This is a genomic window from Arthrobacter sp. NPDC057013 (genome assembly GCF_042674585.1).
Classification (GTDB): Bacteria; Actinomycetota; Actinomycetes; order Actinomycetales; family Micrococcaceae; genus Arthrobacter.
Window position 1 is genome coordinate 70,550 of the sequence record NZ_JBHUSE010000023.1, and the last position, 15,110, is coordinate 85,659.

Annotated in this window: 13 protein-coding genes; 11 read left to right on the forward strand and 2 right to left on the reverse strand. The window is 68.0% G+C overall.

The features are described 5' to 3' along the window. Positions 1–48: 48 nt before the first annotated feature. The 7 genes from argB to ACFTSA_RS21415 all read left to right on the forward strand — a co-directional run bounded on the left by argB (position 49) and on the right by ACFTSA_RS21415 (position 7,399). Entirely contained in the window at positions 49–1,008 is a 960-nt protein-coding gene (gene argB, locus ACFTSA_RS21385) for an acetylglutamate kinase (RefSeq protein WP_377953864.1), read from the forward strand. Then, positions 1,005–2,303: an acetylornithine transaminase gene (locus ACFTSA_RS21390; protein ID WP_377953865.1), complete on the forward strand. Its 1,299-nt coding sequence runs from the start codon at positions 1,005–1,007 to the stop codon at positions 2,301–2,303. The genes argB and ACFTSA_RS21390 overlap by 4 nt, the downstream gene beginning before the upstream one ends. After that, positions 2,300–3,307 (forward strand): ornithine carbamoyltransferase, encoded by a 1,008-nt coding sequence (gene argF / locus ACFTSA_RS21395; protein WP_377953867.1) that lies wholly within the window; start codon positions 2,300–2,302, stop codon positions 3,305–3,307. The genes ACFTSA_RS21390 and argF overlap by 4 nt, the downstream gene beginning before the upstream one ends. Beyond that, the gene (locus ACFTSA_RS21400) at positions 3,307–3,837 is read left to right on the forward strand and encodes an arginine repressor (RefSeq protein ID WP_307101160.1); all 531 of its coding nucleotides are present in this window, start codon (positions 3,307–3,309) and stop codon (positions 3,835–3,837) included. The genes argF and ACFTSA_RS21400 overlap by 1 nt, the downstream gene beginning before the upstream one ends. A gap of 59 nt (positions 3,838–3,896) precedes the next feature. Then, entirely contained in the window at positions 3,897–5,102 is a 1,206-nt protein-coding gene (locus ACFTSA_RS21405; RefSeq protein ID WP_377953868.1) for an argininosuccinate synthase, read from the forward strand. Between the two features lie 5 nt (positions 5,103–5,107). After that, on the forward strand, positions 5,108–6,544 hold the full coding sequence (gene argH / locus ACFTSA_RS21410) for an argininosuccinate lyase (RefSeq protein ID WP_377953869.1): 1,437 nt from the start codon (positions 5,108–5,110) through the stop codon (positions 6,542–6,544). An 84-nt stretch (positions 6,545–6,628) separates the two neighbouring features. After that, positions 6,629–7,399, forward strand: coding sequence for a maleylpyruvate isomerase family mycothiol-dependent enzyme (locus tag ACFTSA_RS21415; protein WP_377953870.1), 771 nt, complete (start codon positions 6,629–6,631; stop codon positions 7,397–7,399). A 52-nt stretch (positions 7,400–7,451) separates the two neighbouring features. Here ACFTSA_RS21415 and ACFTSA_RS21420 read toward each other — a convergent pair whose 3' ends face one another. Beyond that, positions 7,452–7,961 (reverse strand): methylated-DNA--[protein]-cysteine S-methyltransferase, encoded by a 510-nt coding sequence (locus ACFTSA_RS21420; RefSeq protein ID WP_377953871.1) that lies wholly within the window; start codon positions 7,959–7,961, stop codon positions 7,452–7,454. Further along, positions 7,958–9,598 carry a DNA-3-methyladenine glycosylase 2 family protein gene (locus ACFTSA_RS21425; RefSeq protein WP_377953872.1) on the reverse strand — a complete coding sequence of 547 codons (1,641 nt, stop codon included), beginning with the start codon at positions 9,596–9,598 and terminating at the stop codon, positions 7,958–7,960. The genes ACFTSA_RS21420 and ACFTSA_RS21425 overlap by 4 nt, the downstream gene beginning before the upstream one ends. A 123-nt stretch (positions 9,599–9,721) precedes the next feature. Between ACFTSA_RS21425 and ACFTSA_RS21430 the strand changes: the two genes are divergently transcribed. From ACFTSA_RS21430 to tyrS, 4 genes are all read left to right on the forward strand, one after another. Then, the gene (locus tag ACFTSA_RS21430) at positions 9,722–10,360 is read left to right on the forward strand and encodes a DNA-3-methyladenine glycosylase (RefSeq protein WP_377953873.1); all 639 of its coding nucleotides are present in this window, start codon (positions 9,722–9,724) and stop codon (positions 10,358–10,360) included. A gap of 9 nt (positions 10,361–10,369) precedes the next feature. Further along, entirely contained in the window at positions 10,370–10,927 is a 558-nt protein-coding gene (locus ACFTSA_RS21435; protein ID WP_377953875.1) for an adenine phosphoribosyltransferase, read from the forward strand. A gap of 126 nt (positions 10,928–11,053) precedes the next feature. Further along, entirely contained in the window at positions 11,054–13,282 is a 2,229-nt protein-coding gene (locus ACFTSA_RS21440; protein ID WP_377953877.1) for a HelD family protein, read from the forward strand. A 92-nt stretch (positions 13,283–13,374) separates the two neighbouring features. After that, positions 13,375–14,688, forward strand: a complete 1,314-nt coding sequence (gene tyrS / locus ACFTSA_RS21445) for a tyrosine--tRNA ligase (RefSeq protein ID WP_377953878.1) — start codon at positions 13,375–13,377, stop codon at positions 14,686–14,688. The last annotated feature ends 422 nt before the right edge of the window (positions 14,689–15,110 follow it).

Below are 15,110 nucleotides of genomic sequence, written 5' to 3' on the forward strand. Positions count from 1 at the left end.
TCTGCCCACCCACGCTAGATCCGCCAGCAACCCTGGAGAACCAGCCGCATGAACACCCAGACCCGCGAGTCAACGTCCATGAGTGATGCCCAAGACAAGGCGGGCACCCTCATCGAAGCCCTGCCGTGGATCCAGCGCTTCGCCGGAACCACCATGGTGATCAAGTACGGCGGCAACGCCATGGTCAACGACGAGCTGCGCCGCGCCTTCGCCGAGGACGTCGTGTTCCTCCACCACGTGGGCATCCATCCCGTGGTGGTGCACGGCGGCGGCCCGCAGATCAACTCGATGCTGGGCAGGCTGGGCATCGAGTCGGAGTTCAAGGGCGGCCTGCGCGTCACCACGCCGGAGGCGATGGACGTGGTGCGCATGGTCCTCACCGGCCAGGTGGGGCGTGAACTGGTGGGCCTGATCAACTCACACGGGCCCTACGCCGTCGGCATGTCCGGTGAAGACGGCGGCCTGCTGCGTGCCGTGCGCACCGGCACCGTCGTTGACGGCGAGGAGGTGGACCTCGGGCTCGTGGGCGAGGTGGTCGGCGTGGACCCCGCGGGCATCGTGGACATTCTCGACGCCGGCCGGATCCCCGTGATCTCCACGGTCGCCCCGGAGATCACCGACGCCGGCGACGGCGTGGCGGGAACCGCGCGCTTCCAGCCCACCGGCCAGGTCCTGAACGTCAACGCGGACACTGCAGCAGCGGCGGTTGCCTCCGCGCTGGGTGCCTCAAAGCTGGTCATCCTGACCGACGTCGAAGGCCTCTACGCCAACTGGCCGGACAAGTCCTCGCTGATCTCGTCCCTGACGGCCTCCGAGCTGCGGGACATGCTGCCGAGGCTCGAATCCGGCATGATTCCCAAGATGGCCGCCTGCCTCAAGGCCATCGACGAGGGGGTAGAGCGGGCGCACATCGTTGACGGCCGGCTGCCCCACTCAATGCTTCTGGAAACATTTACGACGGCGGGCATCGGCACCCAGGTTGTCCCGGACGAGGAGACGAACGCATGAGCAACTTTGAACAATCCGCAGTCGTTGAGCAATCCCCGGTGGTTGAGCTGGTCGAAACCAAGGGCCACTCCAGTGGCGCCGAGTGGCTGGCGCGGTATTCGTCGTCGCTGATGGGTGTCTTCGGCACACCCCAGCGGGTGCTGGTCCGCGGCGCAGGCTGCCTCGTCTGGGACGCCGACGGCAAGGAATACCTGGACCTTTTGGGCGGCATCGCCGTCAACGCGCTGGGCCACGCCCACCCGTTCGTGACTTCGGTGATCTCCAGCCAGCTGGCCACCCTGGGGCACGTCTCCAACTTCTTCACCAGCCCCACGCAGATCGCCCTGGCCGAAAAGCTGCTGGAACTCAGTAAAGCGCCGGCCGGTTCCAAGGTGTTCTTCACCAACTCCGGCACGGAAGCCAACGAGGCCGCCTTCAAGCTGGCCCGCCGGAACTCCGGCACTCCTGCCGGGGAGGCCGGGGAGGCGGGCGGCAAGCCCCGCACCCGGATCATCGCGCTCGAAGGCGCATTCCACGGCCGGACCATGGGCGCACTCGCGCTCACGGCCAAAGAGGCCTACCGGACCCCGTTCGAGCCCGTGCCCGGCGGTGTTGAGCACATTCCCTTCGGGGACATCGAGGCCCTGCGCAACGCCGTGGACGAGACCGTGGCTGCCGTGTTCCTGGAGCCGATCCAGGGCGAGGCAGGCGTCCGGCCCCTTCCCGCCGGCTACCTGAAGGCGGCCCGCGAGTTCACCGCCGAAGCCGGCGCCCTGCTCATCCTCGATGAGGTGCAGACCGGCATCGCCCGCACGGGCAAGTGGCTGGCCAGCGAGGACGCCGGGATCGTGCCCGACGCCATCAGCCTGGCCAAAGGCCTGGGCGGAGGGTTCCCGATCGGCGCGCTCGTCACGTTCGGCGAGAAGACATCGTCGCTGCTGACCGCAGGGCAGCACGGCACCACCTTCGGCGGCAACCCGGTGGCCACCGCCGCGGCCCTCGCTACGCTGCATGCCATCGAAAGCCAGCACGTGCTCGACAACGTCCGCGCCGTAGGTGCGCACGTGCGGGAGGCGCTGGCCGCCGTCGACGGTGTCACGGAGGCGCGCGGCGAGGGACTGCTGATCGGCTTCGACCTGGACGCCGACGTCGCCCCCGCCGCCGTGACCGCAGCCCTGGACGCCGGCTTCATCATCAACAGCCCCGGCCCCCGCACCATCCGCCTGGCCCCGCCGCTCATCCTGACCACAGAGCAGGCGGACCGTTTCCTGGCCGCCCTTCCGGCCATCCTGCAAACCGCAAAGGACGCACAGTGACCTCCACCGGCACCATCCGCCACTTCCTCAAGGACACGGACCTCAGCCCTGCAGAGCAGGCGGAAGTCCTGGACCTCGCGGGCCGCATGAAGGCGGCGCCGTACAGCGTCCAGCCGTTCGCCGCCGAAGGCAGCGGCCGCAAGACCGTTGCGGTGATCTTCGACAAGACCTCCACACGGACCCGGGTCTCCTTTGCCACCGGCGTGGCGGACATGGGCGGCAACGCCCTGATCATCAACCCGGGCGAGGCGCAGATCGGCCACAAGGAATCCGTCGAGGACACTGCCAAGGTCCTCGAGCGCATGGTTTCCACCATCGTGTGGCGGACGGGCGCGCACTCCGGCCTCGTTGCCATGGCCGAGAACTCGAAGGTTCCGGTCATCAACGCCCTGTGCGACGACTACCACCCCTGCCAGCTGCTGGCCGACCTCCTGACCGTCAAGGAACACAAGGGCGAACTCAAAGGCCTCACCATGGCCTACCTCGGCGACGCCGCCAACAACATGGCCAACTCCTATCTGCTGGCCGGCGTCACGGCCGGCATGCACGTGCGCATCGCCGGTCCCGAGGGCTACCTGCCCGCGGACGCCATCGTGGCCGCCGCCCAGGAACGCGCCGCGGAAACCGGCGGCTCGGTCCTCATCACCACGGACGCGGCGGAGGCACTCAAGGGAGCCGACGTCGTCGCCACCGACACCTGGGTCTCCATGGGCCAGGAAGCCGAAAAGGAAGCACGGATGCAGCTGTTCCGTGAATACTCCGTGGACGAGGCTGCGCTGGCGCAGGCCGCCGCGGACGCCGTGGTGCTGCACTGCCTTCCCGCCTACCGGGGCTACGAAATCTCGGCCGGCGTGATTGATGGCCCGCAGTCGGTCGTGTGGGACGAGGCCGAGAACCGCCTGCACGCGCAGAAGGGGCTCATGGCCTGGCTGATGCATAAGTCGGGGCTGGCCTTCGTCGACGGTCTTTCTCCCGTTGAGGGCACCGGGGAGAGCACGTTCTAGTGTCCACCAACCCGGCGGCCCCCGGCGCGAGCCCGGCCACCAAGACGGCGCGCCAGGCGCGGATCACCGCGATCCTGACCGGCGAATCGGTGCGGTCCCAGGCCGAGCTCGCGGCGTTGCTCGCGGACGACGGCGTGCAGGTCACCCAGGCGACGCTGTCGCGTGACCTCGTGGAGCTTGGCGCCGTCCGCGTGCGGGGCAAGGAGGGTGTGCTGGTGTACGCCGTTCCCGGCGAAGGCGGGGAGCGGGCGGCCAAGAGCGGGGTCAGCCAGGAAATCCTCGATGCCAGGCTGGCGCGGCTCTGCGGGGAGCTGCTGGTGACGGCCGAAGCATCGGCCAACCTCGTGGTGCTTCGGACCCCGCCGGGCGCGGCGAACTTCCTCGCACTGGCCATCGACCATTCCGTGATGCCTTCGATCCTGGGCACCATCGCCGGGGACGACACCGTGCTGCTCGTGGCCCGGGACCCGCTGGGCGGGCCGGAACTGGCTGCCCGGTTCCTGCAGCTCGCCGAGGAAGCCGGCCAGTAGGCCGGCCGCATTCATCCAAGACAAACAAAACAAAAACAAACAATTAAGGAGCATGTTCCGTGACTGAGCGTATTGTTCTGGCCTATTCAGGTGGCCTGGATACTTCCGTAGCCATCGGGTGGATCGGCGAAGCGACCGGCGCCGAGGTCATCGCCGTGGCGGTCGACGTCGGACAGGGCGGCGAATCGCTGGAGACCATCCGCCAGCGCGCCCTCGGCTGCGGCGCCGTCGAAGCCTACGTGGCTGACGCGTCTGACGAGTTCGCCAACGAATACTGCGTGCCCACGCTGAAGGCCAACGCCCTCTACCAGGGCCACTACCCGCTGGTCTCCGCCATTTCCCGCCCGGTCATCGTCAAGCACCTGGTCAAGGCCGCCCGCGAATTCGGCGCCACCACCGTGGCCCACGGCTGCACCGGCAAGGGCAACGACCAGGTCCGCTTCGAGGTGGGCATCCAGACCCTCGGACCCGACCTGAAGTGCATCGCGCCCGTCCGCGATCTCGCGCTGACCCGCGACAAGGCCATCGCCTTCGCCGAGGAAAAGGGCCTGCCGATCGAGACCACCAAGAAGAACCCGTACTCGATCGACCAGAACGTCTGGGGACGCGCCGTCGAAACCGGCTACCTCGAGGACATCTGGAACGCCCCCACCAAGGACATCTACGACTACACCGCCACGCCGGAATTCCCGCCGGCACCGGACGAGGTCACCATCTCCTTCGAAGCCGGCGTTCCGGTAGCGATCGACGGCGTGAAGGTCACCCCGCTGCAGGCCATCAAGGAACTGAACCGCCGTGCCGGCGCCCAGGGCGTGGGCCGCATCGACGTCGTCGAGGACCGCCTCGTTGGCATCAAGTCCCGCGAGATCTACGAAGCACCCGGTGCCATGGCGCTCATCACCGCCCACAAGCACCTTGAGGACGTCACCATCGAGCGCGAGCAGGCCCGCTTCAAGGCGACCGTTGGCCAGCGCTGGGCCGAACTGGTGTATGACGGCCAGTGGTTCTCCCCGCTGAAGCGCTCCCTGGACGCCTTCATCGAGGACACCCAGAAGTACGTCACGGGCGACATCCGCATGGTGCTGCACGGCGGCCAGGCGATCGTGAACGGACGCCGCTCCGAGACCTCGCTCTACGACTTCGACCTCGCCACCTACGACACCGGCGACACGTTCGACCAGTCCATGGCGCGCGGCTTCATCGAGCTGTGGGGCATGTCCGCGAAGGTTGCCTCCGGCCGCGACATCCGCGTCGCAGGAAAGTAGCCGCTGTGGCTGAGCAGGAAACCACCAAGTCGGAGGCTACGAACACCGGTGCGCTGTGGGGCGGCCGGTTCGCCGGCGGCCCCGCCGACGCCCTCGCGGCGCTGAGCAAATCGACCCACTTCGACTGGCGGCTGGCCCGCTATGACATTGCCGGCTCCAAGGCGCACGCCCGTGTGCTGCACAAGGCCGGGCTGCTGGATGCCGCCGAACTTGATGGCATGCTCGCGGCCCTGGATCAGCTGGATGCGGACGTAGCGTCTGGCGCCTACGTGCCGGCGGAATCCGATGAGGACGTGCACGGTTCGCTGGAGCGCGGCCTGATCGAGCGCGCGGGGACCCAGCTGGGCGGCAAGCTCCGGGCTGGGCGTTCACGCAACGACCAGGTGGCCACGCTCGGCCGCATGTTCCTGCGCGACCACGCCCGGATCATCGCCCGCGGCGTGCTGGCCACCATCGACGCGCTGGTGGAGCAGGCCAAGGCACACCCCGGCGTGGCCATGCCCGGCCGCACGCACCTGCAGCACGCGCAGCCCGTCCTGCTCAGCCACCACCTCCTGGCCCATGCCTGGGCGCTGCTGCGCGATGTGCAGCGGCTTCAGGACTGGGACAAGCGCGCCGGCGTTTCGCCGTACGGCTCGGGTGCCCTCGCGGGCTCGTCGCTGGGCCTTGACCCCGAGGCAGTTGCCGCGGACCTGGGCTTCTTCTCCGCCGTCCACAACTCGATCGACGGCACTGCGGCCCGCGATGTCTTCGCCGAGTTCGGCTGGGTGGCCGCGATGATCGGCGTCGACCTGTCCCGGATCTCGGAGGAAGTCATCTTCTGGGCCACCAAGGAGTTCTCCTTCGTCACGCTGCACGATTCCTATTCCACGGGGTCGTCCATCATGCCGCAGAAGAAGAACCCCGACGTGGCCGAGCTGGCCCGCGGCAAGGCCGGCCGGCTGATCGGCAACCTCACCGGCCTGCTGGCCACACTCAAGGGCCTGCCGCTCGCGTACAACCGCGACCTGCAGGAGGACAAGGAACCGGTGTTCGACGCCGCAGACACGCTGGAGCTGCTGCTGCCGGCTGTCTCGGGCATGATCGCCACGCTGAAGTTCAATGCCGAGCGGATGGAATCGCTGGCACCGCAGGGCTTTGCGCTGGCCACGGACATCGCCGAGTGGCTGGTCCGCCAGGGCGTGCCCTTCCGCGAGGCGCACGAACTGTCCGGTGCCGCCGTCAAGCAGGCCGAAAGCCGCAACGTGGAACTGTGGGACCTGACGGATGAGGAGTATGCCGCCATATCGGAGCACCTCACGCCGGAGGTCCGCAGCGTCCTCAGCACGGAAGGCTCGCTCAACAGCCGGAACTCGCAGGGCGGCACGGCACCGGCCGCCGTCGATCGCCAGCTCGCTGCGCTGGAAGCCGAGCTGAACGGTGTCCGGGAGTACGCGGGATAGCAGATCGCGGACCCAGATCCTGGGTCTCGACAAGCTCACCGGTGGTCGGGCTTGTCGAGACCCTCTTGCGTTTAGGATTGCGGCATGACCGCGATCACACCTGAAACTTTGCTCACCGAGCTCCACAAAGCGGCCGACGCCGTTTCCTCCCTGGCCGCCAAGCTCACCGATGCTGACGTCCCGGCTGAGTCGGCCCTGCCGGGCTGGACCCGCGGGCACGTCCTCGCGCACATCACCGGCATCTCCAACGCGATGGCACGGCAGCTCGAATACGCCGCGCGCGGCGAAACGGTGGAACTGTACGACGGCGGTTATGAGGGCCGGACGAAGGCCATCGAAATGAACGCCGGACATGCGCTGGAACAGCACCGCTCGGACGTCGACTTGGCGCTGCAGCGGGCGCTGCGTGCGTTCGATTCCCTGGCTGCCGCTGACGCGGCTGATGGCGACGCGGCTACTGGCGCCGGCGGCTGGCGCGCACCCATTTCCTACCGCGGGGGAGTGGTGCTGGACGGCGGCTTCGCGCTCTGGCGCGAACTGGTGATCCACGCGTCCGACCTCAACACCGGCCGCGGTCCGGAAACGTGGAGCAGGCAGTTCTGCGAGCACCTGTTCACCTTCCTTGCTGCGCGGGTTCCCGAGGACCAAAAGCTGGTGCTGCAGCCTCTGGGCCTGCCGCGCGTGACGATCGGGACCGGCGGCCGCTCCACGGTGGTCAGCGGAATGGTCACGGACATCGCTGCCTGGCTCGCCGGGCGGGAGCCGTCGCTGGGCAGCCTGCGGGCCTCGGCCGCGGCCGACGGCGTGGACCTGCCGGAACTCCTGCCCTGGCCGTCCGGGGTTCCGGCGAAGTAGCCCCTGGGCCCGGGGGCAGGAGCCAAACCGGGCGGCGGGTTCGGCTGCTGGTTCAGCCGGCGGCGAGGGCCTGCTTTTCGCGGGCCAGCAGGCTCTCCTTGATCCGCAGACCCCAGCGGAATCCGCCCATCGTGCCGTCCGTGCGGACTACGCGGTGGCACGGAACGAACAGGGCAGCGGCGTTGAACGCACACGCACTGGCGGCGGCCCGGACTGCTTTGGCGTTGCCGGACAGCTCCGCATATTCGGTATAGGTGACCGGCGCCCCCGGGCTGACGGTGCGCAGCACATCCCAGGCATGGGCGCGGAACGGACCTGATTTCTGCAGCACCGGCACGCTCATGGCCGGGGCCGGATCACCGGCGTAGAACGCGTCCACCGCCGCAGAAATCGGGCCGAGGTGCTCCACCGGTTCATAAGCGTCCGGCAGCAGCTCCGGATGGATCTGGCCGGTGAGGTCCTGGCGGTCGGCCGTCCAGCCTGAGGCGAGCACCACGCCGTCGCGGGCGATGATCGTGAACGGCCCGTCCGGCGTGGACATGGTCAGGAGCTGGGCTTTCATTGCGCGGCTTCTTTCATTGAATCGATGTGGTTGTCAGCGCCCCGCGGGGCAGGGGTTCTGGAGTTGTTCGCGGCCGCCCGCCAGAGGTGCATGGTGGCGTACGAACGCCACGGGCTGACTTCGCGGAAGTCCGAAGACAGAAGCTCCGATGACGGGATGTCCGACGACGGTGGGTCCGACGGCGTCGCGGTGCCACTTCCGCTGCTGCCGGATATTGGGCTGGCGCCGCCGGTCAGCGCCCGGATTCCGTTGCGCACCGCGGCGTCGTTGGCGAGGAAAACGTCCGGTGCACCGAGGACCCGCATGGCCACATAGCCCACGGTCCATGGCCCGACGCCGGGCAACGGCAGCAGCTTGGCGGAAAGGCCGGGCAGGTCGTCCCCGTAGCCAAAGTCCAACATCCCTTCGGCCATTGCCGTGGCGACGGCCAGCAGAGACTCTATCCTGCGTTGGGGGCCGCGGAGCAGCTCAGCTCCGGCGTCGGCGATCTGAGCGGGGGACGGGAACAGCCGGGAAAGGCCGTCGCCGGCGGCCGCGCTGGGACTGCCTGCCGCGGCCAGCTGCGTAAGGGCCGTGCGCGCGGCGGCCACCGTGATCTGCTGGCCGACCATGGCCCGGATGAGCAGTTCCTGCGGATCCAGGGCACCCGGCATGCGGATCCCCGGCGCTGCCTCCACGGATGCCGACAGCCGGGGATCGGCGCCGAGCGCGCCGTCGATGGCGACGGGATCGGCGTCGAGGTCAAAAAGCCGGCGGACCCTGCTCAGCAGTGCCGGCAGGTCGCGGAGGTCCACCGCGCTGATGGTGAGCACCAGCGGCCGCCGGCGCGGCCCGCCGTCGGACGCCAAAGTTCCGCCATCCAAACTTCCGCCCACGCTGCCGTTGCCTGCGCCGGTGTATTCCACGCTGAACCGCGCGTCCCCGTGCGGGAGCCGCAGTGTCCGCGCATAGGACGTTGGGGTTCCCGCCTCGATTCCCGGAATGGCGCGGACGGCCAGGAAGCTGAAAACACCGGGGCCGAACGGCTCGCGGTAGGGGAGAGCCAGCGTGAGCGACGTGCTGGCGGGAGCAGCCGGATGGTGCCGGGCGGTGCTGCGCAGCGCGGTCGGCGTCATGTCGAACACCTCGGCCACGGTCTCATTGAACTGCCGGACGCTGCTGAAACCCGCGGCGAAGGCGACGTCCGCAAGCTTCATCCCCGTGGATACCAGCAGCGTGCGGGCGGTCTGCGCCCTGCTGGCACGGGCCAAGGACAGGGGACCGGCGCCGAGCTCGTGGCTGAGGATCCGGTTCAGCTGGCGGGACGAATAGCCAAGCCGCGCGGCCAGCCCCTCGACGCCGTCGCGGTTGATCACGCCGTCGTTGATCAGTCGCATGGCCCGGCCGGCAATGTCCGAACGGAGGTTCCAGGCCGGTGTCCCCGGAACCGCCTCGGGCAGGCAGCGCTTGCAGGCGCGGTACCCGGCCTCGTGGGCGGCGGCGGAGGTCTCATAGAAGGTGACGTTTTCCGCCTTGGGTGTCCTCGCCGGGCACGATGGCCGGCAGTAGATGCCCGTGGTCCGCACCGCCGTGAAGAACTGCCCGTCGAACCGGGTGTCCCGTGCGTCGATGGCGCGGTAGCGCTGCCAGAAGTCCATGACTCCATCCTGCCAGCCGCCACGGGGCCGTGCTAGCGGAAATCGGACATGGCCGTAGAGGTGCTCCGCGGGGCCCCGGCGGGCGCCAGGCGCGGACAACAGGGGCTTGGGTAGAGTCGGGGCATGACCACCAGCGGCCCTGTGCGGCAGTTCCTCTCCGGCGATGCCCGCGAAATAGCCCCGCTGCTCCTTGGCGCCGTCCTGACGCACCACAGCGCGGAAGGTCCCGTGGCCGTCCGGATCACCGAACTCGAGGCCTACATGGGCCCGGTCGATTCACTGCACCCTGACCCCGGGTCGCACACCTACCGCGGCCCCACCCGCCGGAACGCCCCCATGTTCGGTCCCGCCGGCCACCTCTACGTCTACTTCACCTATGGCATGCACTACTGCGCCAACATCGTCTGCGGTCCGGCCGGCCATGCCTCGGCCGTCCTGCTGCGCGCCGGGGAAATCGTGGAGGGCCGGGAACTGGCCCTCGCCCGGCGGCCGACGTCGAAAGCCGCCAAGGATCTGGCCAGCGGCCCGGCCCGGCTGGCCACAGCACTCGGACTGACCACCGAGGACAGCGGGCGGGACGCCCTGGCGCCACCGTTTGGCCTGGTCCTGCCGCCGGCACCCGCCGCGCACGTCAGCAGCGGGCCACGGGTCGGCGTCGCCGGGCACGGCGGCACGCACGATTATCCATGGCGGTTCTGGCTTACCGGCGACCCCACCGTGTCGCGCTATAAGGCTGCGAAGGCGCGTGCACCACGGGCGTAGGCTTGACGGGTGAATCTGAGCGAACAAGCCCCTGCCCCCAGGCCCGTACCCGTGGACGAACTCATCACGGGCCTTTGCGCGACCGTTCCGGACTACCCCAAGCCCGGAATCACCTTCAAGGACCTGACCCCCGTCTTCGCCGACGGTCCCGCGTTCCGGGCAGTCGTCGATGCACTCGTGGAGCCGTTCAAGGGGCAGTTCGACGCCGTGGCCGGCGTTGAGGCGCGCGGCTTCTTGCTTGCCGCCGCCGCGGCCTACGCTACCGGCAAGGGCGTGGTGACCGTGCGAAAGGCCGGGAAGCTGCCGCGCGAGGTTTACTCCGAGGATTATGCCCTCGAGTACGGCAACGCCACGTTGGAACTTCACACCACCGACCTGGCCCGCGGCAGCCGGGTGCTGATTCTGGACGACGTCCTTGCCACCGGCGGCACGCTCGGCGCAGCCGCCCGCCTTTTCGAACGCTGCGGCGTGCACGTCTCGGGTGTGGGCGTGGTGATGGAACTCGGCGAGCTGCGCGGCCGCTCCGCCCTGGCCGGGCACCGCGTGCGGTCGCTGCTGCGCCTCTGACCAGCGGGCTTGTCGGTGAGCGCCGGGCTGCGCCGTCAGATAACCTGCTTTAAGCAGCTCAAACAGCCGCCACGGAAGCCGAAAAGGTTATAGAATGGACGGTCTGTCTTTTGCGATAGGGGAACGATGCACGACGCCGATTTGGCCCACGAACGGGACTATGTAGCCGGTCTGTATGCCCGGCTTGATGAACTGCGCGAGGAAAAGCGCGCCCAGCTGGCCCAGGTGCGCCGCGCGGGAGCAGTCGGCACCATGCAGAACGTCTCCGAACGTGACGCCTTCGCGGCCCTGTACGAGGACCGCCTCGCCCAGCTGGACGCCGTCGACGACCGGCTCGTGTTCGGCCGGCTGGACCTGGACTCCGGCGAGGCGCAGTACATCGGCCGCATCGGGCTCACCACCGAGGACCTCGTCCGGCTCATGGTCGACTGGCGCGCGCCGGAGGCCGGCCACTTCTACCAGGCCACCGCCTTTGACCGGCAGGGCGTGCGCCGGCGCCGGCACCTGATCCTGCAGGGCCGCGAGGTCAAGGCCATCGAGGACGACGTCCTGGACGCCGACATGCTTTCCGACGCCGACTCGCTGCAGGGCGAGGGTGCCCTGCTGGCAGCGCTGAACTCCAAACGCACCGGCCGCATGTCGGACATCGTGGGCACCATCCAGTCCGAGCAGGACCGCATCATCCGGTCCTCCATCTCCGGGGCCCTCGTGGTCCAGGGCGGGCCGGGCACCGGCAAGACCGCCGTGGCCCTGCACCGTGCCGCCTATCTGCTGTACACGCACCGCGACCGGCTAAAGTCCGCCGGCGTGCTGCTGGTGGGCCCGTCGTCGTCCTTCATGAAATATATCGAACGCGTCCTGCCGTCGCTGGGTGAAACCGGCGTGGTCATGGCCAGCCTCGGCCGGCTCATGCCTGGCATCAACGCGGTACCGGAACAGGAAGCGGATGTCGCCGCCATCAAGGGCAGGCTGGAGATGGCCGAGGTCATCGCCAACGCCGTGGCCAACCGGCAGCGCATTCCGGCCGAAAACCGGATCCTGGAGGTCGACGGCCGCAAGCTGACCCTCACGCCCCGCCAGGTCCGGCGTGCCCGCGAACGCGCGCGCTCCACCGGCAAGCCGCACAACGAGGCCCGCGTCACGTTCGTCAAGATCCTGCTCCGCGAGCTGACCGAGCAGATGACCGAACTGGTCGAGGCTGGCAACATCGGCAACAACGCCGACCGCTCGTACCTGGCCGAGGACGTGCGGACGGCCCGCGACGTGCGCGTCGCGCTCAATCTGTGCTGGATGCCGATGACGCCCGAGAAGCTGGTAAGCGAGCTCCTCAGTAAGCCCGCCCTCCTCGAAGCCTGCACCCCTGGCCTCACCGCCAGGGAACGCGAGCTGCTGCTGCGGGCCCCCGATGCCCCCTGGACCGAGGCCGACGTCCCCCTGCTCGACGAAGCAGCAGAGCTCCTGGGCGAACTGGACCCCGCGGCAGGCCGCGGCCTCGCCCAGCAGGAGCAGGACCGGGCCCGTGCCCTGGCCAACGCCCGGCAGACCCTGGTCAACATGGAGTCGGCCGGCGTCGATGTCCTGATGTCCGCCGAGGAACTCGTAGAACAGAACGAGGAACGCGAGGCCCGGCTGACGGCCGCAGAGCGCGCCACCAGCGACCGCACCTGGGCCTTCGGCCACATCGTCGTCGACGAGGCACAGGAACTGTCGCCCATGCAGTGGCGGCTCCTGGTCCGGCGGTGCCCGCTCAAGTCCTTCACCATCGTGGGTGACATCGCCCAGACCAGTTCCGTGGCGGGCGCCAAGTCCTGGCAGGGGGCACTCGCCCCGATGTTCGGCGACCGCTGGCAGCTGGAGGAGCTGACGGTGAACTACCGGACGCCGTCGCAGATTGCCGAAGCGGCGGCGCGCATGGCCAACGCCGCCGGCCTGGTGGTTTCCGCCCCGAAGGCCGTCCGGGAGGGTCGCTGGTCGCCAATCATCGACCGCGTGGAGCATGGCGGCCTGGTAGCCCGGCTGGTGGAGGTCCTTCCCGAGGAGCTCGAAGCGCTCGACGGCGGCCTGCTCGCCGTGATTGCCGACGGCGACCTGCTGCGGGAAGCCACGGTGGCGCTGCGTGCCGAGTACGGTTCCCGGCTGGGCACAGGTGCCGGCAGCTATGAACAGGACGTGGTGGTCATCAGTCCGCGGGAGGCGAAGGGACTTGAGTTCGACGGCGTCGTGGTCCTGGAGCCGAGCGTCATGCTGAACCACGAGCACGGCAGGGTGGGCGACTTGTACGTCGCCATGACCCGCCCCACCCAGCGGCTTCGGCTGATCGCGGCCGCGGACGTTCCGGCAGGCATCGAGCGTTAGGGTTTCCGTGCAGGCCCGGCCGATCGCGGCCCGGCCTGCTTCCTGCCCTTCACGGGGGTCGGCGTGGCCCTGATCCTGCTAACTTAGAAGGCGTGTCACAACTAAACGACCTCGAATCCCAGCAGAACGACCCCAGCTTCGCCAACATCTGGCAGGAGCTCAAATGGCGCGGCCTTGTCCACGTATCCACCGATGAGGTGGAACTGGAAAAGCTCCTCGCCGGGGAACCGGTCACGTATTACTGCGGATTCGACCCCACGGCGCCGAGCCTGCACCTGGGAAACCTGGTCCAGCTCCTTCTCATGAGGCGCCTCCAGCTGGCCGGCCACAAGCCGCTGGGCCTCGTGGGCGGTTCCACCGGGCTGATCGGCGACCCCCGTCCGACGGCGGAACGCACCCTGAACACGAAGGACACCGTTTCGGAGTGGGTCGGTTACCTGCAGGCACAGGTCCGCCGTTTCCTCAGCTTCGACGGCGCCAACGCCGCCCGGATGGTCAACAACCTCGACTGGACTGCGCCGTTGAGCGCGATCGACTTCCTCCGCGAGGTCGGCAAGCACTTCCGCGTGGGCACGATGCTGCGCAAGGACGCCGTCGCTTCCCGCCTCAGCTCGGAGGAAGGCATCAGCTACACGGAGTTCAGCTACCAGATCCTGCAGGGCATGGATTACCTCCAGCTCTACCGTGACTACGGCTGCATGCTGCAGACCGGCGGATCCGACCAGTGGGGCAACCTCACCAGCGGCACCGAGCTCATCCGCAAGGTGGAGGGTAAGACGGTCCATGCACTGGGCACTCCGCTCATCACCAACGCCGACGGCACCAAGTTCGGCAAGAGCGAGGGCAACGCCATCTGGCTGGATTCGGCCATGGTCAGCCCGTACACCTTCTACCAGTTCTGGCTGAACACCGCCGACGCGGATGTTGTGGACAGGCTGAAGGTGTTCACGTTCCTGACCCGGGCCGAGATCGAGGAGATTGCTGTGGCTGTGGCCGAGCGCCCGTTCGCCCGCGAAGGGCAGCGGAAGCTCGCCTACGAAGTGACGGCGCTGGTTCACGGAGCCGAAGCCACCGAAAAGGTCATTGCTGCTTCTGCGGCTGTTTTCGGCAACGGCGATCTTTCGGTGCTCGACGAGCAGACGCTCGCGGCGGCGACTGCCGAACTGCCGTCCGCTTCAGTGGACGGAACGGGCCTCGGCATCATCGACCTGCTGGTTGCCTCGGGGCTGTCGGACAGCAAGTCCGCCGCGCGCCGCGTGGTCGGCGAGGGCGGCGCCTACGTCAACAATGCCAAGGTCACGGACCCGGACGCTGTGATCTCTCCGTCCCAGCTGCTGCACGGCAAGTACCTGCTCCTCCGCCGCGGCAAGAAGAACCTGGCCACGGTTCAGGTATCCGGGGCCTAGCATTTGAACGCTTAGCACCGGAACAGGCAAAATGCACGCTCCTCCGCAGCCGATTTGCACGGCCGCGGGGGAGCGTGTAATGTCTTCTGAGTCGCCGCCGCTGAGTGGTGACAAACCCCCTTCACTAAGAAGCAATTCTTCAACTACGAACATGTTTGAAGAAAAGCTTTGCTTGGTGCTGGGCGGATTCATTCATTGTGTGAATACCGGGTGAATAACCCGGATTTGCAAAGTGAAAATGAATGAAATAAGCTAGAAACATCGCGGCGAAGAAATACGAAATGCGAATTCCAATTATTCAATTGGAAATTTCGAGAAGTATTCGAATGTGTCTGTTGTTTGAGAACTCAATAGTGTGCCAAGTTTGTTGATACCGATTTTTTATGAATTGGTTGAATTGCCGGGCCGCCCACCCCCGTGGT